We start from the raw sequence: 23,028 nt of genomic DNA, 5'->3' as shown, positions 1-23,028 counted from the left end.
ACACTTCCTGTTTGTGGGGGGTAATAAGAGAGAAGCCGCAAGCTCCGCTCTCGTTGGGGGTAATCAATCCATGCCCTGCACGCCGGTATCCACATTGCGTGGCTCGCCAGCCGTGCAGAGATAAAAAAACAGGGGCACAAGGCCCCTGTATTTATTCTGATTTTGCTGACTGTGCAGCCAGTCCTTTGGCAAACGCCTCGGACATGCTGATGTACATCTGGGAGATAACCCCGGACGACACCGGCTTCTTGTCCTTGTCGAACAGGGTGATGGAGGTCTTGCCTCCTGCCATTTCACCCAGCTGGAAGCGGTACTTCTCCTCTTCCAGTTTGAACGGCTCGCTCCCTTTCGCCTTCCAGAACTCGGCTGACGGGGCTTCATACTCGACGTCAATCCAGCCCAGCGACTGCTGGGTATCCTTGATGACGAAGCCGTAGCCCGGCAGCACCTGGTTGAGACGGCGCCATACCTGCTCGAAGGAGCCATCGGCAATCCAGGCGCTCAGCTCGTTGTTGTCCAGACCCAGTTCCAGCCCCATGCCCTCGTTGGACTTGTGCTGTTCGCGGGACTTGAGCTGGCTGTCGTAATAGAGAGAGAACTGGTTGAGCACCCGCACAGCATAACGCTGCGCTTCAGCCGGGCTCAGCTGGGTAGTGGTCTCGCCATCGAAGCTCTCTTCGTGATCCAATACCCGTACCGACATGTTGACGGCGTGGCGCGCAGCATCGTTGCGCACGGTGAACTGGTAACGCTGACGGATTTTGAAATCGTCGTCATCTTCACCCCAGCCATCGAGGGCGACCGTGTTGTCAAACCAGCCGGTCTGCAGCACGCCGGCCTGCTGGTCCAGCTTCTCGGTGGTGACCTTGTACTTGGCCAGGAAGTTCATCAGGAACGACCAGGTATCGCGCTCCACGCTCTGGCTGGTGCTCAGGGCATAGTAGGCGATGGTCGGTTCACTGGCATTCTGGACGACCTGGCTACCCGGCACCACAGTCAGCAGCTGGGCGGGAGGACGCACGTCGATCTTGGCGCCGAGGGCACCGTCACGGCTGCTCTCGGGCAACGGCGGAATATCGAACTGGCTGTTGAAGGCGGGGGCGCTCAATCCTGACGGGATCAGGAATGCACGGCCCTCGAGGCGGGCATCTTCATAACCGAAGTCGCGGTTGGCCATTTTGCGATCCTGGGGCGTGCTGCATGCGGCCAGCACGGCAGCGGTCGCAACAGTCAGCACCAGACGGGCACTATTTCCCTTTCCATTTGATTTAAACACTCGCCATCAACTCCGCAGTGGTCAGTGCTCGCGCCATCTGCTGTTCACCCTCGGGAGAGAGTTCAACCAGCGGCAGACGCAAGGTTGCTGTTGCAATCAATCCCAGCTGGGCACAGGCCCATTTCACCGGGGTGGGGCTCGGTTCGCAGAACAGAGTCTTGTGCAACGGCATCAAGAGATTGTTGATGTCGTGGGCCAGACCGGCATCACCGGCCAGCGCAGCACGACACATGTCGGCCATCTGGGCCGCTGCAATATTGGTAGTGACCGAAATGACACCATCACCGCCTTGCAGCATAAAATCACAGCCAGTGGCATCGTCGCCACTGTAGAGCGCAAAATCCGGCCCGCACAACTCGCGCAGCAGCGGGGTGCGACTCAAATCGCCGGTTGCCTCTTTCAGGCCGATAATACCGGGCACCTTGGCCAGACGGGCCACGGTCTCCGGTTTCAGATCGCAGCAGGTGCGACCGGGCACATTATAAAGAATTTGGGGCAGACCACTAGCCTCGGCGATCGCACAATAGTGGCGATAGAGACCTTCCTGAGTGGGTTTGTTGTAGTAAGGGGTCACCGAGAGACCAGCAACCACGCCGGTTTTGGCCAGGCGTTTGCTCAGTTCGATGGCGTGGGCAGTATTGTTGGAGCCACTGCCTGCAATGACAGGAATGCGACCGGCAGCATATTCAACGGTCTTTTCAACGACGGCAATGTGCTCTTGCTCGCTCAGGGTCACCGACTCCCCTGTGGTACCAACCGCGACAATGGCGCTGGTTCCGGCGCTGACATGATACTCGACCAGCTTGGCCAGACTGGCCCAATCGACTTCACCTGAAGCCAGCATAGGGGTAACGAGGGCAACAATACTACCGCGCAACATGGATATTTCTCCCGATTTTCAGGGCCGTAATGGTAAAGCTGCCCCCTTTGAAAAACAAGGGAGAGAGGGGACAAGCCGTGATACCATCGGCCACAAAAAGCAATAAATGAGAGTCGGGGGAGCACCTCGCTGCGGGTCATCAACAGCCCGAAAATCGGCAATCCTGTACGGCTTTCAAGATACATAACGGACGAGAGAAGATTTATGACTCACTATCTGGTCGTAACGGCCATCGGCACGGACAGGCCTGGCATCGTCAATGAAGTGACCCGTCACGTCAGTAGCTGTGGTTGCAACATTGTGGACAGCCGTCTTGGCATCTTCGGCAATGAATTCACCTTTATCATGCTGCTCTCGGGCGACTGGAACAGCATGATGCAACTCGAGATCAGCCTCCCCCTGCGCAGCCAGGAGTGGGATCTCATCACCATGATGAAGCGCACCGAGCGCCACCAGTCGCTCCAGTATGACGTGAGCGCCAGCGTCGGGATCCTGATCCGTGACGAGCCGGGCATCGTAAGTCAGTGCACCCAGTTCTTCAGCGAACATGGCTGGAACATTCAGGCGATGCAATCCATGACCCTGGAACAGCAGCCATTCAACCTGCTCAAGATGAGTTTCCAGCTCAATCTGGCCAAAGAGGGAGAGGTTGAACGGTCGCAGACCGCCTTCGCCGGATTCTGTCGTGAACTGGGCGCAGAATCGTTCGAGTTTATCGTCAATCGCAAACACGCCTGAGCACTCACTCAAGGAGACCCCATGCAACCATTACAAGCTGGCAGCCCCGCCCCCGACTTCACTTTGCCCGACCAGAACGGCAATCCGCTGCAACTCTCCTCCCTGCGCGGCAAAAAAGTGCTGGTTTACTTCTATCCCAAGGCGATGACCCCCGGCTGCACCACCCAGGCCTGCAGCTTGCGCGATGTCAACGCCGAGCTGGCCGCCCTCAATGTGGTGGTGCTCGGTATCAGCCCGGATCCGGCCAAGCGCCTGAAAAAGTTCGAAGAGCGCGATCAGCTCAACTTCACCCTGCTGGCCGATGAGGATCACGCCGTCGCCGATGCCTTTGGCGTCTGGGGTCCGAAGAAGTTCATGGGCAAGGAGTATGACGGTATTCACCGCCAGAGCTTCCTGATCGATGAAGAGGGCAAGATTGCCCACCACTTCGACAAGTTCAAGACCAGCGATCACCATCAGGTGGTGCTGGATTTCCTCAAGGGGTAACCCTCCCCTGCATTATTGAAAGGCCTGCCACGCAGGCCTTTTTGCTCTGACAAGCCATCCCTTGCCTGAAGATTTTTCTCACCAACTCCCCCGCCCAGATCAAAAAATTCATTTTATATATGGGTTAACGTGACCCCAGAATCATCTTCCAGCGAGATATCCCATGAACATGAGCAACACAGAGCGTTTGATCCTGAGCAACCAGTACGAAATTCTGGCAAAACTCAATCCGGAGAAAGCGGACTTCTACCAGCGTGCCAGCACCATCATCGAGCGCGGCTATTGCCTGCAAATCCTCGAGCTGGAGAAGAGCTTCGGCCATCTGGATCTGGCGACCTGCCAGGAGGTGATCGATACCCTCGAGCTGCACCACGCGCTGGCCATCTCATGGGGTAATCTGGATGCAGCCGATCAGGGCGAGATCAACGCCAGCCGGCTGGAGTTCAACGGCTACAGCCGCAGTCAGGAGCGGGAGCTGGCTGACTATGTCTGCTTCTTGCTGGAAGTGGACAAGCGCTTCCCCGAGCTCAAGTGCCCGTGCGACGAGCTCTCCAGCGACATCGCCATGCGCGACAAATACCAGCGGATGCTACAGGTGTGGCGCCAATGTCCGCGCCAATACAAGCTCTCCATCCAGGAGATCCGCAAAGTGCTGGCAGCCTGATGGCTGGCCACCAGACAACAAAAAAGGCGCCACTGGCGCCTTTTTTACGTTTGAATCCGGTTATTCGTAGAGAAACGATTTGTCCAGCTGCTGAAACGCAGCCTTGAGGGTATCGGCCAGCTCTTCATAGCGAGGCTGGGAGACCAGCTGACGGCGACCGCCCTGCTCGTTCATCTTGCCGTTGATCTCCCGATACCAGCTCGCCAGCGACGGGGGCAAACGGGTGTCGGCCCGCTGACCGAGCCAGTAGTAACCCTGCAGCGGCAAACTGAGCAGAAACAGCACGGAAGTGATGACGGAAGGCCAGTAGTGCAGCTCCCCAAACTGGAACTGCAGCATTACGCTCAGCACCGCCAACGCCGGAATCACCTTGAGAGCGAATTCGGTCGCCTTGATCACCCGATTTTCAGGAAACATCGAATTGAGCTCGGGACGGCGCGGCCAAAGCGTCATATAATGGCGGCCTTGCTGTAACTTAGTTCCAAAAATGTTCATGCTCATACTACCTCCGAGCGCTTTTTGAACGTACTAACGGCAAAACCTCGACAAAATTTGATGCAAAGTAACAAAGGTTGAGGATGACTTTGTTATTTTTCAACAATCGGGTTATCCTTTGTACGCCCATTTTTGCGTCAAAAGCATCTTGCTATTGACCTGTCAGGGACGTCTGGATTTCGGGTCTTGTATCACTATACAAGGGGCAAGCAACAGATTGCCAACCCTCATAAGGATAAGTTGAAAGTTTTTGGACGTCCGGCGTCCAACGCATCCGCCTACACAACCCAATCTGCGATAGGATTTATTCATGAGTAAGCTGGTTCTTGTTCTTAACTGTGGCAGCTCTTCCCTGAAGTTTGCTGTCATTGACGCAACCACCGGTGATGACCTGCTGTCCGGCCTGGCCGAGTGCTTCAACCTCGACGACGCCCGCATCAAGTGGAAACTGAATGGCGAGAAAGGCAGTGCCGATCTGGGCGCTGGTGCCGCTCACCAGGAAGCGCTGGACTTCATCGTCAACAAGATCCTGCCGCTCAATCCGGAACTGTCCAAGAACCTGATCGCCATCGGTCACCGTGTTGTTCACGGCGGTGAGCGCTTCACCTCTTCCGTCGTTATCTGTGACGACGTGATCGCCGGCATCGAAGCCGCCGTTCCGTACGCGCCGCTGCACAACCCGGCTCACCTGATCGGTATCCGTGAAGCCCGCCGCGTATTCCCGGCGCTGGCTGACAAGAACGTGGCCGTATTCGATACCGCGTTCCACCAGTCCATGCCGGAAGAAGCCTTCCTGTACGCTCTGCCGTACAAGCTCTACAAAGAGAACGGCATCCGTCGCTACGGCGCTCACGGCACCAGCCACTACTACATCAGTCTGGAAGCTGCCAAGCAGCTGAACAAGCCGGTTGAAGAGCTGAACATCATCAACTGCCACCTGGGCAACGGCGGCTCCGTCTGCGCCATCAAGAACGGCAAATCTGTTGATACTTCAATGGGCCTGACTCCGCTGGAAGGTCTGGTGATGGGTACCCGTTCCGGTGATCTGGACCCGGCCATCATCTTCTTCCTGCACGACAAGCTGGGCATGAGCGTGGCCGATATCAACACCATGCTGACCAAAGAGTCCGGCCTGCAGGGTCTGACCGAAGTGACCTCCGACTGCCGTTTTGTTGAAGACAACTACGACAGCAAAGAAGAAGCCAAGCGTGCCATGGACGTTTACTGCTATCGCCTGGCCAAGTACATCGGCGCCTATGCTGCCGCCATGGACGGTCGTCTGGACGCCGTTGTTTTCACCGGTGGTATCGGTGAAAACTCCGCCCCGATCCGTGAAATCACCCTGAACAAGCTGGGCCTGCTGGGCTTTGACGTCGATCACGACGCCAACCTGAAGGCTCGTTTCGGCAAGGGTGGCGAGATCACCAAGGCTGGTTCTACCAAGGCTCTGGTAATCCCGACCAACGAAGAGTGGGTTATCGCCCACGACGCGCTGGAACTGGTCGGCGCTTAATTGACGCAGTAACTCGAGGCCGCCCACCAGGGCGGCCTTTTCCTGATCCCAAAAAATGAACAAGGGGTATAAAGTGGCACGCACTATTATGCTTATCCCGGTCGGCACTGGTGTCGGCGTAACTTCCGTAAGCCTTGGCGTTGTTCGCGCCATGGAACGTCACGGTGTCAATGTCAGCTTCTTCAAACCGGTTGCCCAGCCGCGTCCGGGTGAAACCGGTGCCGAGCGCTCAACCGCCGTTATCCGCGCAGCTGCCAACATCAATCCGCCCGAGCCCTTCACCCTCTCCTACGCCGAGAACATGATCAGCTCCAGCAACACCGACATCCTGCTGGAAGAGATCGTCGCCCGCTTCGAAGAACACGTGAAATCCAGCGGTGCCGAAGTGCTGGTTGTCGAAGGTATGGTGCCGACCGACAAGCAGCCCTTTGCCAACAAGCTGAACTATGACGTTGCCAAGGCGCTGGATGCCGACATGGTATTCGTGACCCACCCGGGCCATGACTCCAGCCAGAAGCTGAAAGAGCGCATCGAACTGGCCTGCTCCAACTTCGGTGGTGTCAACAACCCCCGTATCGTTGGCTGCGTGATCAACAAGGTTGGCGCGCCGGTTGACGAGCATGGCGTAACCCGCCCTGACCTGACCGAGATGTTCGAAGCCCATCACCACGCTTCCGACGCCGCCCACAACCTGGAAGTGCTGCAAGTGTTTGGCAAGAGCCCGCTGCGCATCCTGGGTTGCATCCCCTGGAACACCCAGCTGATCGCCCCGCGCGCCAAGGATCTCGCCAAGCATCTGGCCGCCAAGATCCTGCACAAGGGTGAGCTGGACAGCCGTCGCCTGCAGACCGTGACCTTCTGCGCCCGCTCCATCCACAACATGGTCGAGCACTTCCGTCCGGGCAGCCTGCTGGTTACCTCCGGCGACCGCTCTGACGTCATCGTCTCCGCCTGCCTCTCCGCCATGAACGGCGTCAAGCTGGGCGCCCTGCTGCTGACCGGCAACTATCATCCGGAGCCGCAGGTAATGGCGCTGTGCCAACAGGCCATGGCCACCGGCCTACCGATCATGATGACCGGCACCAACACCTGGCAGACCGCCGTCAGCCTGCAGAACTTCAACGTCGATATTCCGGAAGATGACCGCGAGCGTATCGAGCTGGTACAAGACTACGTCGCTGGCCACATCGACAAACACTGGATCGAGTCGCTGACCATCAGCTCTACCCGTTCCCGTCGTCTGAGCCCGCCGGCATTCCGTTATCAGCTGACCGAGCTGGCCCGTCAGGCCAACAAACGTGTCGTGCTGCCGGAAGGCGACGAACCGCGCACCATCAAGGCTGCCGCCATCTGTGCCGAGCGTGGCATTGCCCGTCCGGTGCTACTGGGTAACCCGGAAGAGATCCGTCGCGTTGCCGAACAGCAGGGTGTAGTACTGACCGATCGCGTCGAAATCATCGATCCGGCCGTTGTGCGCGAGCGCTATGTGCCGCGTCTGGTCGAGCTGCGCAAGAACAAGGGCATGACCGAAGTGGTTGCCCGCGAGCAGCTGGAAGACAACGTGGTACTGGGCACCATGATGCTGGAGCGCAATGAAGTTGACGGCCTGGTATCCGGCGCGGTGCACACCACTGCCAACACCATCCGTCCGCCGATGCAGATCATCAAGACCGCTCCGGGCTCTTCCCTGATCTCCTCCATCTTCTTCATGCTGCTGCCTGACCAGGTGCTGGTCTACGGTGACTGCGCGATCAACCCGGATCCGACTGCCGAGCAGCTGGCCGAGATCGCTATCCAGTCCGCCGACTCCGCCGCCGCTTTCGGCATCGAGCCGCGCGTAGCCATGATCTCCTACTCTACCGGTACCTCTGGCGCCGGTGCCGATGTAGAGAAAGTGCGTGAAGCGACCGAGCTGGCCAAGGCCAAGCGCCCCGACCTCATCATCGACGGCCCGCTGCAGTACGATGCGGCCATCATGGAGAACGTGGCCAAGTCCAAGGCGCCGAACTCACCGGTTGCCGGTAAAGCCACCGTGTTCGTCTTCCCTGACCTGAACACCGGTAACACCACTTACAAAGCGGTGCAGCGTTCCGCTGACCTGGTCTCCATCGGCCCGATGCTGCAAGGCATGCGCAAGCCGGTCAACGACCTCTCCCGCGGTGCCCTGGTTGACGACATCGTCTACACCATCGCCCTGACCGGTATCCAGGCTGCCCAGGCTGACGAACAAGCTTAATCAGCATCCGTCTGAAAAAAACCGATCACAAAGGCTGCTCACCCAAGGTGAGCAGCCTTTTTTGTTGGGAATTTTTCTGAAGGCAGCATAACCAGCCGAAGATTCAGGCTCAGACAGATAAAAGTGTGAGAGCGCTATGAGCGCTACGCTCCCTGTCGCACAACACCTTCCATTTTGTATGTGCCGCTAAAAGTCTTTATATATCTTATCGTTAGTCGCAAACGGCAATCTCTTATAGCAAAGCAACCCACTAGCAATACCTGTAAAAAATGACAGCCGTCACACCTTCCAAATCTGGTTAATCATCCATACGAAACCCCCACCACAAGGAAGTGTGAAATGAGTAAAAACAGCTTGCCCATCATCATGTTGCTGTCCGCCCTCCCGTTGTTCACCCAGCCCTCACTGGCGGCAGACAAGGTCGCACCGAAGCAGGCCACCACGGTTGCCGCCAAGCAGGAGAGCGGCAAAGTGGATATCAATACGGCAACCCTTGCCGAGCTCACCAACCTCAAGGGAATTGGTGACAAGAAGGCACAAGCCATCGTCGACTATCGCGAAAAACAGGGGAAATTTACCTCAGTTGATCAACTGGTTGATGTAAACGGCATCGGCCCGGCCACGCTGGAAGCCAACCGTGACATGATCATCGTCAAATAACGTCCGAGCACTGCATATGCAAATGGGGCAGCCTGTGGCTGCCCCATTTTTCTTCGGGTATCATGGGCCCACTTTGTATCTCTGGATATCTCTCCATGAAAAAGACACCTCTCGTTGTTCGCAAGGCCGTGCTCCCGGTAGCCGGTCTGGGTACCCGCATGCTTCCCGCCACCAAGGCCATTCCGAAAGAGATGCTGCCGGTGGTCGACAAACCCCTGATCCAGTACGTTGTGCGCGAAGCGATCGCCGCCGGTATCAAAGAGATCGTGCTGGTCACCCACTCCAGTAAGAACTCCATCGAAAACCACTTCGACAAGAGTTTCGAACTGGAAGCGACCCTCGAGAAGCGGGTCAAGCGTCAGCTGCTGGAAGAGGTGCAACAGATCTGCCCGAAAGACGTCACCATCATGCACGTCCGTCAGGGTGAGGCCAAAGGTCTGGGCCACGCAGTGCTCTGCGCCCGCCCGCTGATCGGTGACAACCCGTTTGCCGTGCTGCTGCCGGATGTGCTGATCGACGACGTTGCCAGCGACTTGAAAAATGACAACCTGGCCGAAATGGTGCACATGTTTGAAGAAGACCAGATCAGCCAGATCATGGTGGAAGCGGTTCCCGAGAGTGAAGTGGACAAGTACGGCATCGCCGACATCAAGGGTGAAGCACTGACCGAAGGGATGTCCCTGCCGATGCAGGCGATCGTCGAGAAGCCGCCCCGTGACGAAGCCCCCTCCAATCTGGCGGTAGTGGGCCGTTATGTGCTCTCTTCCAATATCTGGCCGCTGCTGGAAAAAACCCCTGCCGGCGCCGGTGACGAGATCCAGCTGACCGATGCCATCGCCATGCTGATGGAGCAAGAGCAGGTCAACGCCTATTTCATGAAGGGCAAGAGCCACGACTGCGGCAGCAAGATCGGTTATATGAAAGCGAATGTGGAGTATGCCGTACGTCACCGCGAACTGAACGGCGAATTCATCGGCTGGCTGAAGCAGTTCGTCAAGCAGTTGTAATAGCTGAAAATTCCGTTTTTCATAGTGGTATTCAAGGAGCATCAAATGATGCTCCTTTTTCATTTGTGCAACAAAAAATCAATCAAGAATAAATAAATCCTCAGCAAATCATAATGTTGTAATTTATTCACACATGCTCTATAAGGATTGAGGCGTGTTTCTCGCCCTTGCATAAAAAACTCAAAAAAATATAAGACACAGGTGGAAGTTCCAATGAATAACCCGTCAAAAGGGACCTTTTTAGGTCACCCTAAAGGGCTTTTTTTGCTCTTTAGTACCGAACTCTGGGAGAGATTCTCCTATTACGGCATGCGTGCCGTACTGGTGCTCTATCTGACCGACCTGACTGCCAATGGCGGTCTGGGCTGGAGTCAGGCAGACGCCCTCAAACTCTACGGTATCTATACCGGTCTGGTTTACATCACTCCGCTGATCGGCGGCTGGCTGGCTGACACCTTCCTGGGTCAACGCCGTGCCATCCTGATCGGTGCCGTGCTGATGGCCGCGGGCCAATTCACTCTGGCCCTGCCCCACGCCATGTTCCCGGATATGGTCAACAGCGTCTTCTATACCGGTCTGGCTCTGCTGATCGTGGGTAACGGCCTGTTCAAGCCGAACATCTCCACCATGGTAGGCGACCTCTATGCAGAGGGTGACCACCGTCGTGACGGTGCCTTCACCATCTTCTACATGGGTATCAACCTGGGCTCCCTGCTGGCAGGCGTGATCTGTGGTGCTGCCGCGACCGCCTACGGCTGGCAAGCTGCCTTCGTCGGTGCCGGTATCGGTATGCTGCTCTCTCTGGTGATCCAGGCGACTCTGGCCCAGCGTTTCCTCGGCGACATCGGCCGTGTGACTGCCGCCCAGCGTGCCGCCGCTCTGCGCACTACCGAGCAGAAAGCGCCGCTGACCAAGCAGGAAGTGGATCGCATCAAGGTCATTCTGGTGCTGGGTCTGTTCACCATCATCTTCTGGGCTGGTTTCGAACAGGCCGGCGGTCTGATGAACCTCTATACCCAGGAGTACACCGACCGCATGATCGGCTCTTTTGAAGTGCCGACTGCCTGGTTCCAGTCCCTGAACCCCTTCTTCATCATCACTCTGGCGCCGGTCGTTGCGGCCATCTGGATCAAGCTCGGCAAGAAAGAGCCGAACTCTCCGGTGAAATTCGCCATGGGTCTGCTGTTCCTGGCCGTTGGTTTCCTGTTCATGGTCGGTGCAGTGCTGCAGCAGGGTGGTGACAACACCGTCAAGACCTCCATGTTCTGGCTGGTTGGCGCGTACCTGTTCCACACCCTGGGCGAACTCTGCCTCTCCCCGATCGGTCTCTCCATGGTGACCAAGCTGGCTCCGCTGCGCCTGGCCTCCCTGATGATGGGAGCCTGGTTCGGCTTCGTGGCTCTGGCCAACTACGCTGCGGGCTTTATCGGCTCCTTCGTGGGTGAAGCCGGCCCCATCGCTATCTTCGGCGGTATCGCTCTGGCTGCCGTGATCAGCGCAGCGATCCTGCTGACCATGGCCAACCGTCTGGTCTACTGGATGCACGGTGCCGAAGGCCCGGCCAAATCCACTGACCATCAGGATGAAAAACTGCAGTCCGCTACCGCATAAGCGAGTTGGACAAGCAGATATAAGAGAGGGCGCCGATGGGCGCCCTCTCTTTTTATCTGACCGATATTCAACTGTGGCACCATGGCCGTCAGTGGTAACGCACCTGAACATGAAGGGCGCTGCCGCTATCACTGCAAAACTGCAGGTCAAAGGGCTCGTGCCAGCTGCGTTTATGCAGGGCATAGTGGCTGCTGCGCATCAAGCCAAGGGGCAAGCCACCCGAGCGCATCAGCCAGTGGGGAGAGGTGAGCCCTGCATTGGCAAACACCAGCCCATCCTCCTGATCAAACAGCAGTGCCGCCATGGCAAAAGAGCTGCGCAGCCCCGACTCCATCAACTGATGATTGAGGTAGTCGAGCAACCGGTGTGGCTGACTTAACAGCTGACTCTCTTTGCGCTGGAACTGACGATAAGGAACATTCATCAGCGAGCGCACCAGCGCCCCGCAGAAGGCGGCATCCGTCCCCATGATGGGCAGCTCCATCACCAATACCAGTAACTTGTCCCCCACCTTGAAGGTGTCGGGAATAAAGAGCTGGCCCAGCCCCTTGAACGTAATCTGCCAGGGGCCCCACTCCTGTAATCCCGGCGGTTTCAGTCCGGCCAGCAAACGGCTGGCGGCCCGATCGTGGGCACTGAAGTACTCCATATGATCCATCAGCTCAAGCTGCTGACTGCGTGTCCCTTGGTTCTTGAGACACTGCTCTATGCTGCGCTCGACCAGCGCATAATCTTCCAGCGGCTTGAGCAGGTAATCACGTGCACCGGCGCGCAGGGCACCAGCCACTGCCTCCATGGTGCTCTGGGCCGAGATGACGATAACCGGGATATCGGGGTAGCGAGCAGAGAGGCAGGCGATCACTTCGTGACCATCCATATTGGGCATGTTGAGATCACAGAGCACCACATCGGGATGGTAGAGAGCTGCGGCCGACAGACCCTCAATCCCGTCTTCGGCCTGAAAAACCGTTGCCCCGTCCCGTGCGAGGTAACTCACTAGCGAGTGGCGAAAAACGGCTTCGTCCTCCACCACCAGGATCCGTAGCCCGGCTCTTAACATCTTGATAAAGCTCTTATTAGTCAATTGGTTATTTAGGTATTAAGACTAGTTCAAAAGTGAGGTATCCGCGGAAACGATGCGTCAAAAATAGACCTTGGTCAGGTTCTGAGCGACAGATTGCTCTATTAACAACCACATAGCAGCACAGCCTTCCCCCACAATGTCGCTACCTCCATGCGAATTGTGCAAGCCCCTGCCATAGGGGATAATGGCCGCCACACAAGCGCATAAAGAAGACCATGACTCCAGCCGAATACAGTGCCCTCGCCCACCCCAGATTGTCCCATCCGGCCCGCAGTCTCTATACCCTGCAGCTGCGCCGACTGGTGCTGGAAAATCAGCTGGCCCGGCTCAACTATCCCGAGCTGGGTCGCGCACTGGCGGTGGTCGACCCGGGCGATCCCTGTGGCTTCTCGTTTCAGGTCAATGCCCGCCAGCTCACCGAGCTGTTCGATGAACTGATGGAGGCGGGCCTGCTGCAGGTCGAGGCTCAGCCAGAGAGTGAGCACTACCATCAGTGCCCTTTTCAGTTGCCACTGCTGACCCAGAAATTGCGCAGCCCGCTGCCAGAGCGACCCTTCCAGATGCATCTGCAATGGCGCCCGGACGAAGAGCTGCCCGCCCTCGCCCGTCTGTGCGGGGTGATCGATGCCAGCTATAGCGAAGAGGATCTGGGAGAATTTATCGCCTACTGGCTGGGGCGCCCCGAGGTATTCGACTCCCAGCATCAATGGATGCTCAAGTTTATTCGCGCCCTCAAGACCCGCCGCTATACCCGTCGCAAGCCGATGGAGGTGCAGGGCTATCAGCAGGTGACGCCGGCCCCGGCAGAGTCGGGCCCGAGCAAACGGGCCCAACAGATGATTGAAGAGGCAAAGCGGCTGGCAGAGAGTCAGCAGATGCCTGCCCAGACACCGGATAATGATTGATACCATCTGCCTGCTGCAGGCAGAATCAGACCCCTGTCCCATCCCTGATCAAGCAGAAGGAGCATTCCATGACTGACCCGCAAGATCCCCTGCGCCAGGAGCTGGAAGAGATCGAAGCCAAGCGCCAGAAGATCGCCAAGGCCAAGCAGGACCACCGTGTTCACGACCCGGAATTGAGCCGCCATGTAGGTGGCCTGCTGGAGCGCATTCGTCGCCTGCAGCAAGAGACCGGCGGCGGCCAGTATGACTACGAGACCCTGCGCAAGGAGTACGACGCCAAGGCCAACGCCGAGGTGCGCGAGCTGCAGAAGGCGGCCCGTCAGGAGCGGATCCAGAAGCTGATCGCCCAGGCCGACCTCAACCCCGACTGGGTATTCGACAAGATGGATGCCACAGATCCGGCGCTTCAATATCCCATCGAGACCGCCCGTTACTTTATCAGCGGTTTCGAGCACTGGGAGAAGAGCGGTGGCGGCTGCATGCTCATCTACGGCGACTACGGCACCGGCAAGTCGACCCTGGCGGGAGCAGTGGCGCACGAGCTGATCGAGCGTCACCAGAAATCGGTGATCTTCCAGCAGTGGGCCTCCATCGTCGATCGCCTCTTCTTCAACGTGATCCCCGATCAGGACGAGCGCAACCAGTACCGCCGCGCACTGGAAGAGGTGGATCTGCTGATCATCGACGAGGTATCGGCCAACCGCGCCAAGATGGCGGAGAGCCAGTCCAGCTTCCTCGGCCACCTGCTGCGCCGCCGTCGCAACCTGTCAAAAAGCGTCATCATCATTACCAACCACACGCCCCAGACCCTGCATCAGGCGATCGGTGATTTCAGCTATGAGGCGATCAAGGCGTTCAATCCGGTGGATATCCACCTGAGCGGCCCCAGCCGTCGCCCCAGCATCGGCAACTACAACGGCTGATCCCCTCTCAGCGGGTGAGAGTCGCAAGCGGCTCGCACCCGCGCCTCTCTGCTGGCTCACAAATAGAAACAACTCTCATTTACAGCAGGCGAACAAGCCACTAGGCTATCCCTTTTTGCCAAGGGAGCTCAGCTATGCCAACCACACTGATTTTCGGAGCCAGCCGCGGGCTGGGCCGCGCCTTTACTCACCACGCTCTCGCTGAGGGTCATCGGGTCGTTGCGCTGGTGCGCAACCCCGAGATGGCTACGGAACTGGAGGCGCTGGGAGTTGAGGTGATCGAAGGGGATGCGCTGGATCTGGCTGCGGTGCAGCAGGCGTGTGCCCTGGCGGGGCAAGATGCCCAAGTCGTCTCAACCCTCGGCAGCTTCCGTCAGGCAGCTCCAGTGGACTATCAGGGCAACCGTCATGTGATCGATGCCATGGAGCAGACAGGCCTGAAACGGCTACTGCTGGTCACCTCTCTCGGCTGTGGCGACAGCTGGCAATATCTACCGGAGCGTGCCCGCGCCGCCTTCGGCCACGAGGTGCGTCTCAAGAGTCTGGCGGAGAGCTGGCTGCAAACCAGCTCCCTCGCGTGGACCATTCTGCGCCCTGCGGGCCTGCAGGATGGAGATGCCACCGGCCGCGCCGAGCTGAGTCAGGACAAGGAAGTGCACGGACTGGTGCGCCGCGCCGATGTGGCCACCCAAGGGCTGTGCCTGCTGGCGGATGAGACTGCTGTGGGGCAGATCTACGCCATCAGCGATCACGAACTACAGCGCGGCTAAAGCCGCAGTAAAACTGCTCATACTACTCACCACATAGCAAAACGGTCAGCCCAAGGGCTGACCGTTTCTCGCTTTACCGTACGGGCGCGTGCACCATCCCGCTAACCGGCGCTCGTTTCACTCTGAGCGACTGATGTGCCAGCAACCGGCAACGACCGCTGCCGCCAACGCAGCAGCAGGCAAGCCAGCACGCCGTAGAGCAACGCCAGTCCCCATAGCTGCCACCAGTAACGGGCAACCTGCGTGAAGTCAGCCCCCATCTGGTTAAGGCGCAGAAAACCCTCGATCGCCGGGATAGTGGGCACCCACTGAGCCAGCCAGTTGAGGGGGGCCGGGATCAGCTCCAGCGGCCAGATAAAGCCCGCCAGAAAGACCAGCGGCAGGGAGGAGATGAGCACCACCTGAGTGGGCAGATCCCGCCGGGTAAATATCGCGCCGAGCACCACGCCAAACCAGCAGGTCGCCAGCAGGAATGGCAGGGCGAACAGCCAAAGCTGCACAGGGTCAGCATGGCGAGCGATGTTGTAGTGATCGAAGCAGAAGCCGAGGAAGTAGCTCACCGGCAGCAGGAACAACCCCGCCAGCACCAGAGTTCTGGCCAGCAGCAGCGGCAACACCGGCGCGCTTTGCCAGTAACCATGCTCGCCGCGACAGCCGCGCTGGTTCTGGGTCGCCCCCAAGATCCCCGCCCCCATCAGCAACACCTGATGGAGGATCAGCACGAACACCGCCGGCACCACGTAGTTGACGTAGCCCATGGTTGGGTTGAACACCGGCACCACGTTGAGGGCCACCGCATTCCAGCCCATCGCCGCTTGTGGCAGCGCCTCGCCGTGGCTCAGCAGCCGCGCCACCTTCACCTGCGCGGCGAGAGTGCCGCCGGCCTGCGCCAGCCCCTCGGCAATGGTACCGTAGACCAGAAAGTAGGAGGCATCACCGGCATAACTCAGGGTGACGCTCTTGCCCAGCATCAGATCCCGATAGAAGTGGTTGGGGATATGCAGGATCCCGCTCGCCTTCCCGGTCATCATCAGCTGCCGTGCTTCATCCAGCGAATTGGCCCGCGCTACCAGCTTCACCTGCGGCGTGGCATCGGCCATAAATTCCAGCTGGCGCGATAGCTGACTGCCATCTTCATTGACCACCACCACCGCCTCTTCCCGCGGTAGTTGATGCAGATAGGGTTGGGGGTAGAGGAAGGAGTAGAAGAACACCCCGCCAAACAGGGTGAGCATGATGGCGCGATCCGCCAGCAGGGTGCGCAACTCGAGGCGCAACAGATCGACAAATCCCAGCATCACTCAGGCTCCTTTTCGGCTACTGCCACTGCGGCTGATTGACGGGCCAGCTCGGCCTGCTGCTTGTAACGGCGCACCACCAGCAACAGGGGAAGCAGAAACAGCAGCAGCGCCCCCAGTTGCGGCAGCGCCGATGCGAGGGGCAGACCGTAGTTGCTCTGACCAATCTGCAGCTCCACATAGTGAGAGACCGGCAACAGGCTGCGCCAGAAGCGGGCGAAATCCCCCATGGCACTCACCGGAAAGGTGACACCCATAAAGGCGAAACCGGGCGCAGTGTAAGCCCCCGCCAGCGACAGAGCGCGGGCCGGATCCCGGATGATGCCGTAGAAAAAAGCCCCCATGGTGACGCAGGCGGCCGAGGCGAGCCCCAGCCCCACCAGCAATACCAGCCAGCTACCGTGCATGGGGTAGGAGAAGCCCTTGAACAGCAGCAGCGTCCAGACAATCCCCCAGCCCCAGCCAATGAGCACGTGGGGCAGCAGGGTGCGCCAGAGACCAAACCAGACACCGCGAGTGGTCCAGTCCAGCCCCAGCCGATCGGTACGGGCCAGCGCATTGAGGCCGAACAGCACCACCAGGATCTGCCATACCGCGGGCAGAATGGCGCTTAGCAGAAACTGGGCGTAGCTGGAGTTGAGGTTATAGAGCGCCGTCACCTGACTGCTGATGGGCACCGACTGCCCGAGTGCGCCGGGCAGCGCCTTGCCGTCAGCCATCGCCTCCAGCACGCCCACCTGACCGTTAAGAGTGCCTACCACCTGCGCCAGCGCAGAGTTGACCAGCTTGGCGATGAGGATGAACTGGCCGTTGTTGAACACCGTCACCTGCGGCTGGGTGCCCTGACGGGCATCCCGCTCCAGATGGTTGGGGATCACCACCAGCGCATAGATGTCGCCACCGCGCAGGGCGTGCGCCCCGGCATCGATGGAGTCAAACTGTTGCGCGACCTTGAGCCCGGCCGAGCCATCCAGCGAGAAGGCGAGCTGGCGCGAGAGCATGCTGTGGTCGAGATCCACCAACCCCACCTTGAGGTCGCGGGCCAGCCCTGCCGAGAAGATCCAGCAGAGGATCCCCATCAGCAGCAGCGGCACCCAGCTCATCAGGGCACGACTGAACGGGTCCTGCCACAGCAGCCGAAATTCACGTCCCATCAGAGTTCAACCAGCACACTCATGCCAACCCGCAGCCCCTCAACCGGTTGCAGGGGGCGAGCCTCTACCTGGAAGCTCTTCATGTCGAAGCCCTGACGGGTATCGGTGGCACGCCAGGTGGCGAAATCTCCCATCACGGCCACATGGGTCACCTTGAAGCGCACCATCTGATCGCCAAGGCCGGGGATGCGGGCATCGAACTCGGTACCAACCGGGAAGCGGGGGAGCAGATCCTCGCGCACGTGGAACTGGGCCCAGGCATCGCTCATGTCGAGCAGGGTCACCACCGGGAAGCCCTGCGGCGCCAGCTCGCCGCTACGCAGCAGCACCTGACTCACTTCACCATTGTGGGGGCTGGTGATGCGGGTATCGGCCAGATAGGCCTCCACCTCGGCAACAGAACCCGCCGCCATCTTGGCCTTCTCGCGGGCGGCGATCTTGGTCTCTTCCCGCGCCCCTTCCAGCGCCATCTGGTACTGCTGCCACGCCATCCCTTCGCTGTAGCGGGCGGCTTGCCAGGCAGTCCAGGCCTCATCGCGTTTTTGCAGCGGCATCACGCCGTCGCGGTGCAGGCTGGCCACCCGCTCATAGGTCTTGCCACGCAGGGCTGCGGCGGCCTTGGCTTTTTGCCACTGATCCTTGGCCGCAGCGATCTGCTGGGCTCGGGCTCCTTTCTCCGCCTCTTGCGCCAGCGCACCCGCAGCGGCCTCCCCCGCCTTGGCCTGGCTCAGCTTGGCTTCAATCTCGGGGCTCGCCAGAGTAAAGACCAGCTGCTCCCTGGTCAGCTGATCACCCTTTTTCACCAACACTTCGTCGATGCGCCCCGGCACCTTGGAGGAGACCGAATACTGCTGTGCTTCAATTTGCCCTTGCAGATGCACCGGCTCCGGCTGATAGGCGAGCCAGAAGCGCCAGCCCAGCCAGACCACCAGGATCACCAGCACCAGCGGCAACAACAGCGGTTTACCCTGGCTCATCTTCTTTTTGATGGGGGGATGGCTCATCACTTCACCTCGACAAACGGGCGACCCTTGGCGGTCGAAACAGAGATAGAAAAAGGCACGGACTGGAGTGCGATCATGAGTTCACCTCGATCACCTGACCGTGCTGATATTGATTGAAACTGTTCATCTGGCCGGAGAGGGCCAGCAGGCGAGCCAGCGACACCACATATTGATAAGCCGCCGCCGCGCGCTGGGTCTTGACCCCCGCCAGCTGGTTCTGGGCATCCACCACATCGAGTGACGTAGAGAGCCCCTGCCCGAAGGCCTTGTCCCGCAGCAGCACGTTCTCCTCGGCCAGCGCCTGAGTGGAAGAGAGGGATTGATACTCCTCCAGCCCCTGCGCCGCTTCACGCCAGGTCTTTTCCACCAGCAGCTTCAGATCCTCGCGGGTCTTGGCCTGCAGCAGATTGACCTGCAGCTCGGCACTCTTGGCAGCCTGCACCGTCTCGGAGCGGCCATCGCGGCTCACCAGCGGCATGCTGACGCCCACCCCCACCAGCCAGTCTGGCGCGGTCTTGGAAGCTATCGAATCATCTTCATAGAGGTTGTAGTTACCGAACAGGAACACCTCGGGGGCATATTTGCCCTGCTCGACCCGGATCATCCCCTTGGCCTGCTCTTTCTTGGCGCTAAGCAATTTAAGGCCGGGGTGAACTTCCAGGGTCTGTTGCACCAGCCCATCGAGACGCGGCAGCTCACTGTTGACGAACAGGCCGCTGCCCGGCTGGGCATCTGGCAATTTCAGCATGCGGCCAAGGGCCAGTTCGGCGATCTCGAGACTGCGACGCGCCTTCTGGGTATCGATGCGGGCACGGTCATAGGCCGACTGGGCGGAGAGACGCTCCACCTTGGCAATCTGCCCCTGCGCTTCGAGCTTCCTGGCGTGATCCAGATGACGGGCCAGCCCCTCCTCAATATCCTGCTTGGTCTGCACTACCTGACCTGCCAGCACCACACCGAAATAGGCCTGGGAGAGGCTCTCGAAAGTGGACTGCTCCTTGAGCACCAGCAGCTGTTGCGCCTCGCTCACCTGCGCCTGGCGGATATCCTGCGCCGCATCGATGCGACCGCCGGTAAAGAGTGGCCAGAGCATCTTGACCGAGCTGGTCACGACATTCTGCTTGGTCAGCGGGGTAACGAAGTCGTCGGGCGAGAGCTGAGGAAGAGGTACTTTCGATTGGCTCAATATGCCCTGCAGCGCCTTGATCATCTCCGGATGGTTGGCGATGGGGTTGAGATCCATCATGTCGAGTTCCATCGGCTGATCGAGGTGGGTATAGCTGGCGCCCACATCTACCTTGGGCAGATACATGGATTTGGCAGCCTCGCGCAGCTGCTTGGCGCGATCGACCCCTGCCTGTTCGGCGGCCAGCCCCTCATCCTGCTGGATGACCCGGGTCCAGGCCTCGCTGAAACTGATGGTCTGTGCCTGCGCCGACCCCAGCATGGCACCCAGCAGACACGGCCAGAGTGATGTAATGAACCTTGACGTCATAGATCCCCAATCCGCATTGTTGCAAAAATGTTTGGAGCTTTTGCTCGCATAAGCCCGCCATCATAACGCAAACGAGGCCGACAAGTGGACAGACAATTATGCAAGGGGCTGGCCCGAATGGTACAGCACTCCCTGACGGTCAATCTGGCCGTTTTTCAATAACTCCAGAATTTGCAAGCCTTGGCGCGACGTTTTTTTCAGAAAAAAATGGCTAACGCTCAAATACTAACCTTTTCTCCTGCCTAAAAAATGCGTAATATACGCCGCCCTAAGCCGATGGTAACCGTGGAATGCAGATAGGTCCCCACACGCTTGAAACTCCCTTGATCGTGGCTCCCATGGCCGGTGTAACTGACCGACCATTCCGTGAACTTTGTTTGCGACTGGGGGCCGGCATGGCCGTTTCCGAGATGCTGCTGGCCAACCCGGATGTCTGGGATACCCAGAAAACCCGGATGAGGATGGATCACTCTGCAGAAGGCGGTTTGCGATCGGTCCAGATTGCCGGAGCCGACCCCGAGATGATGGCGTTTGCTGCCCGCTACAACGTGGAGCAGGGCGCACAGATCGTCGACATCAACATGGGATGTCCGGCAAAAAAAGTGAATAAGAAGCTGGCAGGTTCAGCCCTGCTGCGATACCCCGATCAGGTCAAAGCAATTTGCCGGGCCGTGGTGGATGCAGTGGAGGTGCCTGTCACCTTGAAGATCCGCACAGGATGGGATCCGGATAACCGCAATGGCGTGGAGATCGCCCGAATCGCCGAAGATTGCGGTATCGCGGCCCTCGCCGTGCATGGTCGTACCCGTGCCTGCCTCTACAAGGGCGAAGCGGAGTACGACACTATCAGGGCGATTAAGCAGGCCGTATCGATTCCTGTTGTCGCCAATGGCGACATCAACAGCCCGGAAAAGGCCCGGTATGTCCTCGACTATACCGGCGTCGACGCCGTGATGATCGGCCGCGCTGCGCAAGGACGACCCTGGATTTTCCGGGAAATCCGTCATTTTCTTGAGACGGGCACCAAGCTGCCGCCTCCCGAAAGGGAAGAGGTTCGCACCCTGATGAACGAGCATGTAACCAACCTGCACCAGTTTTATGGTGCATATCTGGGAGCGCGCATAGCCCGTAAACACGTGGGCTGGTATCTGGATGAAGAAGAGACGGGCCGAGAATTCCGTAAGCACTTCAATGCCCTGGATTGTGCAGACGCACAACTTGAGGCACTCGAAGCGTATTTCGATGGATTAGGTTAACGCATAACTAAAGAGCCGACCGAATATGTTCGAACAAACCCTGACTTCTGATGCATTGGTAACAACTACTCACAATCACGCTGCCGAGCCGACCCAGCGCCCCCTGCGTGACTCTGTGCAACAGGCCCTGCGTAACTACCTGGCCCAGTTGAACGGTCAGGAAGTGATTGATCTGTACGATATGGTTCTTTCCGAAGTCGAAGCGCCGATGCTGGACGTGATCATGCAGTACACCCGCGGCAACCAGACTCGCGCCGCCGTGATGATGGGCATCAACCGTGGTACCCTGCGCAAGAAGCTCAAGCGTTACGGCATGAACTGATTGCTGGCCTGATGCCGCGCAAGCGGAACAGGGCAAAGATGAAAGGCGCCGGGTAGCAATACCCGGCGCCTTTCTTTATGCTCCCCTTCCCACTTCCCCACTACAAGCGCTATGAACCGCACGCCCCTGCTGCTGATGGTACTGGTCACCCTGCTGGCCGCCGCCGGCTGGCTCTTCTCGAAAGAGGCGATCCGCGAACTGCCCCCTGCCGCCTTTATCGGCAGCCGCTTTCTGCTGGCGGCGCTGCTGTTGCTGCCGCTCGCCTGGCTGCGTGAACCGCCGCCGACCCGCGCCCAACTGGTGCGCGCCGCTGGCTGCGGCACATTGCTAGGTGCCAGCCTGCTGCTGTGGGTCACCGCCATCAGCCAGAGCGATGCACTGGGCAGCGGCGCCTTTATCATGAGCGTCGCCACCCTGATGGCCCCACTGGCCGCATGGGCCGCCTTTCGGGCCAAACCCGGCCGCCACTACTGGCTCACCCTGCCCATCGCTATCACCGGTTTGCTGCTGCTCTCCAGCAGCACCCACTGGGGCGTGTCGCTCTCGCTGTTCTGGTTTCTGGCGGCTGCCACCACTCTCGGCATCCAGCTTGCCGTCCATCGCCACTTCGCCCAATCCATTGCCCCCACCTGGCTCACCTGCATCCAGCTGGCGATGACCGGCCTGCTCGGCACCCTGCTCTCCCTGCTGACCGAACAGTGGCCCGAGGCTGGAGTCAGCCACGGCATCTGGGGCTGGTTTGCGGCGAGCGTCTTGATCGCCACCACCCTGCGCTACTGGCTACTCACTCATGCGTTGAGCAAGATGACTACCGCTCACGCAGCCCTGATGATGCTGCTGGAACCGGTCTGGACCCTGATCCTGAGCACCCTCTTCTATAGCGAACCCCTCGGCGGCGCCAAACTGGCCGGAGCCGGACTGGTGCTCGGCGCCCTGGTGCTCTACCAACTGCCCCTGCTGCTGCGCAGTGCCCGCCTCAAAACGCCCGTCTGATACGCGTCACCGCCCTGCGGGGCGGTGTCACCATCTCCCTTCTGTTTGCCTATCTTGTCCTGCCAATGCTGACGTTCTGTTAACGGCATTTAACCCTTGGTATCCATAGGGTTAAAGGGCATACCCCATGAAAAAATGCCATATAGCCAGCTTGATGAAGGTCACATTCCTCCCCCGCGCCCCTCCCTATCATGCCCCCATCATCGGTCTGGACAATCCTGACGATGGCCACACATGGGAATAACAAGAGAAAAAACT

At 59.0% G+C, this 23,028-nt stretch carries 22 protein-coding genes; 14 read left to right on the top strand and 8 right to left on the bottom strand.

Going from position 1 to position 23,028, the window contains the following annotated elements; translation table 11 throughout:
* Positions 1-151: 151 nt before the first annotated feature.
* Both bamC and dapA read right to left on the bottom strand, forming a co-directional pair.
* Positions 152-1,276, bottom strand: a complete 1,125-nt coding sequence (gene bamC, locus AAHA39_RS17070; RefSeq protein ID WP_182927270.1) for an outer membrane protein assembly factor BamC — start codon at positions 1,274-1,276, stop codon at positions 152-154.
* The gene (gene dapA, locus AAHA39_RS17065) at positions 1,269-2,156 is read right to left on the bottom strand and encodes a 4-hydroxy-tetrahydrodipicolinate synthase (protein WP_041210403.1); all 888 of its coding nucleotides are present in this window, start codon (positions 2,154-2,156) and stop codon (positions 1,269-1,271) included. The genes bamC and dapA overlap by 8 nt, the downstream gene beginning before the upstream one ends.
* Before the next feature lie 204 nt (positions 2,157-2,360).
* Between dapA and AAHA39_RS17060 the strand changes: the two genes are divergently transcribed.
* From AAHA39_RS17060 to AAHA39_RS17050, 3 genes are all read left to right on the top strand, one after another.
* A complete protein-coding gene (locus AAHA39_RS17060; protein WP_041210402.1) occupies positions 2,361-2,894 on the top strand; it encodes a glycine cleavage system protein R in 534 nt (177 codons plus the stop codon).
* A 21-nt stretch (positions 2,895-2,915) separates the two neighbouring features.
* Positions 2,916-3,380 (top strand): thioredoxin-dependent thiol peroxidase, encoded by a 465-nt coding sequence (gene bcp / locus AAHA39_RS17055; protein ID WP_042031799.1) that lies wholly within the window; start codon positions 2,916-2,918, stop codon positions 3,378-3,380.
* A 163-nt stretch (positions 3,381-3,543) separates the two neighbouring features.
* Positions 3,544-4,044: a YfbU family protein gene (locus AAHA39_RS17050; protein WP_043851808.1), complete on the top strand. Its 501-nt coding sequence runs from the start codon at positions 3,544-3,546 to the stop codon at positions 4,042-4,044.
* 60 nt (positions 4,045-4,104) lie between these two features.
* Here the strand turns inward: AAHA39_RS17050 and yfbV are convergent, their stop codons facing one another.
* Complete coding sequence (gene yfbV, locus AAHA39_RS17045; RefSeq protein WP_005339116.1) at positions 4,105-4,545, bottom strand: terminus macrodomain insulation protein YfbV; 441 nt, start codon at positions 4,543-4,545, stop codon at positions 4,105-4,107.
* A gap of 304 nt (positions 4,546-4,849) precedes the next feature.
* Here yfbV and AAHA39_RS17040 point away from each other — a divergent pair, with 304 nt between their 5' ends.
* From AAHA39_RS17040 to AAHA39_RS17020, 5 genes are all read left to right on the top strand, one after another.
* A complete protein-coding gene (locus AAHA39_RS17040) occupies positions 4,850-6,052 on the top strand; it encodes an acetate kinase (RefSeq protein ID WP_005339118.1) in 1,203 nt (400 codons plus the stop codon).
* Positions 6,053-6,107: 55 nt separating this feature from the next.
* A complete protein-coding gene (gene pta, locus AAHA39_RS17035) occupies positions 6,108-8,288 on the top strand; it encodes a phosphate acetyltransferase (RefSeq protein ID WP_041210398.1) in 2,181 nt (726 codons plus the stop codon).
* Between the two features lie 339 nt (positions 8,289-8,627).
* Positions 8,628-8,948: a ComEA family DNA-binding protein gene (locus tag AAHA39_RS17030; RefSeq protein WP_320655356.1), complete on the top strand. Its 321-nt coding sequence runs from the start codon at positions 8,628-8,630 to the stop codon at positions 8,946-8,948.
* Positions 8,949-9,043: 95 nt separating this feature from the next.
* The gene (gene galU / locus AAHA39_RS17025; RefSeq protein ID WP_108572026.1) at positions 9,044-9,955 is read left to right on the top strand and encodes a UTP--glucose-1-phosphate uridylyltransferase GalU; all 912 of its coding nucleotides are present in this window, start codon (positions 9,044-9,046) and stop codon (positions 9,953-9,955) included.
* A 213-nt stretch (positions 9,956-10,168) separates the two neighbouring features.
* Positions 10,169-11,566 (top strand): peptide MFS transporter, encoded by a 1,398-nt coding sequence (locus AAHA39_RS17020; protein ID WP_320655359.1) that lies wholly within the window; start codon positions 10,169-10,171, stop codon positions 11,564-11,566.
* 88 nt (positions 11,567-11,654) lie between these two features.
* Here AAHA39_RS17020 and AAHA39_RS17015 read toward each other — a convergent pair whose 3' ends face one another.
* Entirely contained in the window at positions 11,655-12,626 is a 972-nt protein-coding gene (locus AAHA39_RS17015; RefSeq protein WP_320655361.1) for a response regulator, read from the bottom strand.
* Positions 12,627-12,865: 239 nt separating this feature from the next.
* On the opposite strand from AAHA39_RS17015, the gene AAHA39_RS17010 reads away from it, so the two are divergent.
* The 3 genes from AAHA39_RS17010 to AAHA39_RS17000 all read left to right on the top strand — a co-directional run bounded on the left by AAHA39_RS17010 (position 12,866) and on the right by AAHA39_RS17000 (position 15,248).
* Positions 12,866-13,555: a DnaT-like ssDNA-binding domain-containing protein gene (locus AAHA39_RS17010; protein ID WP_043851814.1), complete on the top strand. Its 690-nt coding sequence runs from the start codon at positions 12,866-12,868 to the stop codon at positions 13,553-13,555.
* Positions 13,556-13,623: 68 nt separating this feature from the next.
* Positions 13,624-14,478, top strand: coding sequence for a DnaA ATPase domain-containing protein (locus AAHA39_RS17005; RefSeq protein WP_041210392.1), 855 nt, complete (start codon positions 13,624-13,626; stop codon positions 14,476-14,478).
* 134 nt (positions 14,479-14,612) lie between these two features.
* Positions 14,613-15,248: an NAD(P)-dependent oxidoreductase gene (locus AAHA39_RS17000; RefSeq protein WP_208737005.1), complete on the top strand. Its 636-nt coding sequence runs from the start codon at positions 14,613-14,615 to the stop codon at positions 15,246-15,248.
* Between the two features lie 101 nt (positions 15,249-15,349).
* Here AAHA39_RS17000 and AAHA39_RS16995 read toward each other — a convergent pair whose 3' ends face one another.
* The 4 genes from AAHA39_RS16995 to AAHA39_RS16980 form a co-directional block, all read right to left on the bottom strand.
* Positions 15,350-16,546 carry an ABC transporter permease gene (locus AAHA39_RS16995; RefSeq protein WP_208737006.1) on the bottom strand — a complete coding sequence of 399 codons (1,197 nt, stop codon included), beginning with the start codon at positions 16,544-16,546 and terminating at the stop codon, positions 15,350-15,352.
* Positions 16,546-17,700 (bottom strand): ABC transporter permease, encoded by a 1,155-nt coding sequence (locus AAHA39_RS16990; RefSeq protein ID WP_043851817.1) that lies wholly within the window; start codon positions 17,698-17,700, stop codon positions 16,546-16,548. Before AAHA39_RS16990 ends, AAHA39_RS16995 begins: the two co-directional genes overlap by 1 nt.
* Entirely contained in the window at positions 17,700-18,704 is a 1,005-nt protein-coding gene (locus tag AAHA39_RS16985) for an HlyD family secretion protein (RefSeq protein ID WP_208737008.1), read from the bottom strand. Before AAHA39_RS16985 ends, AAHA39_RS16990 begins: the two co-directional genes overlap by 1 nt.
* A 73-nt stretch (positions 18,705-18,777) precedes the next feature.
* Entirely contained in the window at positions 18,778-20,199 is a 1,422-nt protein-coding gene (locus tag AAHA39_RS16980) for a TolC family protein (RefSeq protein WP_320655367.1), read from the bottom strand.
* Between the two features lie 290 nt (positions 20,200-20,489).
* Here AAHA39_RS16980 and dusB point away from each other — a divergent pair, with 290 nt between their 5' ends.
* The 3 genes from dusB (at position 20,490) to AAHA39_RS16965 (ending at position 22,770) form a co-directional block, all read left to right on the top strand.
* Complete coding sequence (gene dusB / locus AAHA39_RS16975) at positions 20,490-21,455, top strand: tRNA dihydrouridine synthase DusB (RefSeq protein ID WP_033114933.1); 966 nt, start codon at positions 20,490-20,492, stop codon at positions 21,453-21,455.
* A gap of 25 nt (positions 21,456-21,480) precedes the next feature.
* Positions 21,481-21,777, top strand: coding sequence for a DNA-binding transcriptional regulator Fis (gene fis / locus AAHA39_RS16970; RefSeq protein ID WP_005309538.1), 297 nt, complete (start codon positions 21,481-21,483; stop codon positions 21,775-21,777).
* 111 nt (positions 21,778-21,888) lie between these two features.
* Positions 21,889-22,770 (top strand): DMT family transporter, encoded by an 882-nt coding sequence (locus AAHA39_RS16965; protein WP_320655369.1) that lies wholly within the window; start codon positions 21,889-21,891, stop codon positions 22,768-22,770.
* The last annotated feature ends 258 nt before the right edge of the window (positions 22,771-23,028 follow it).

The organism is Aeromonas sp. SE22, assembly GCF_038739755.1.
Classification (GTDB): Bacteria; Pseudomonadota; Gammaproteobacteria; order Enterobacterales; family Aeromonadaceae; genus Aeromonas; species Aeromonas jandaei.
This window is presented reverse-complemented; position numbering and strand designations above follow the sequence as displayed.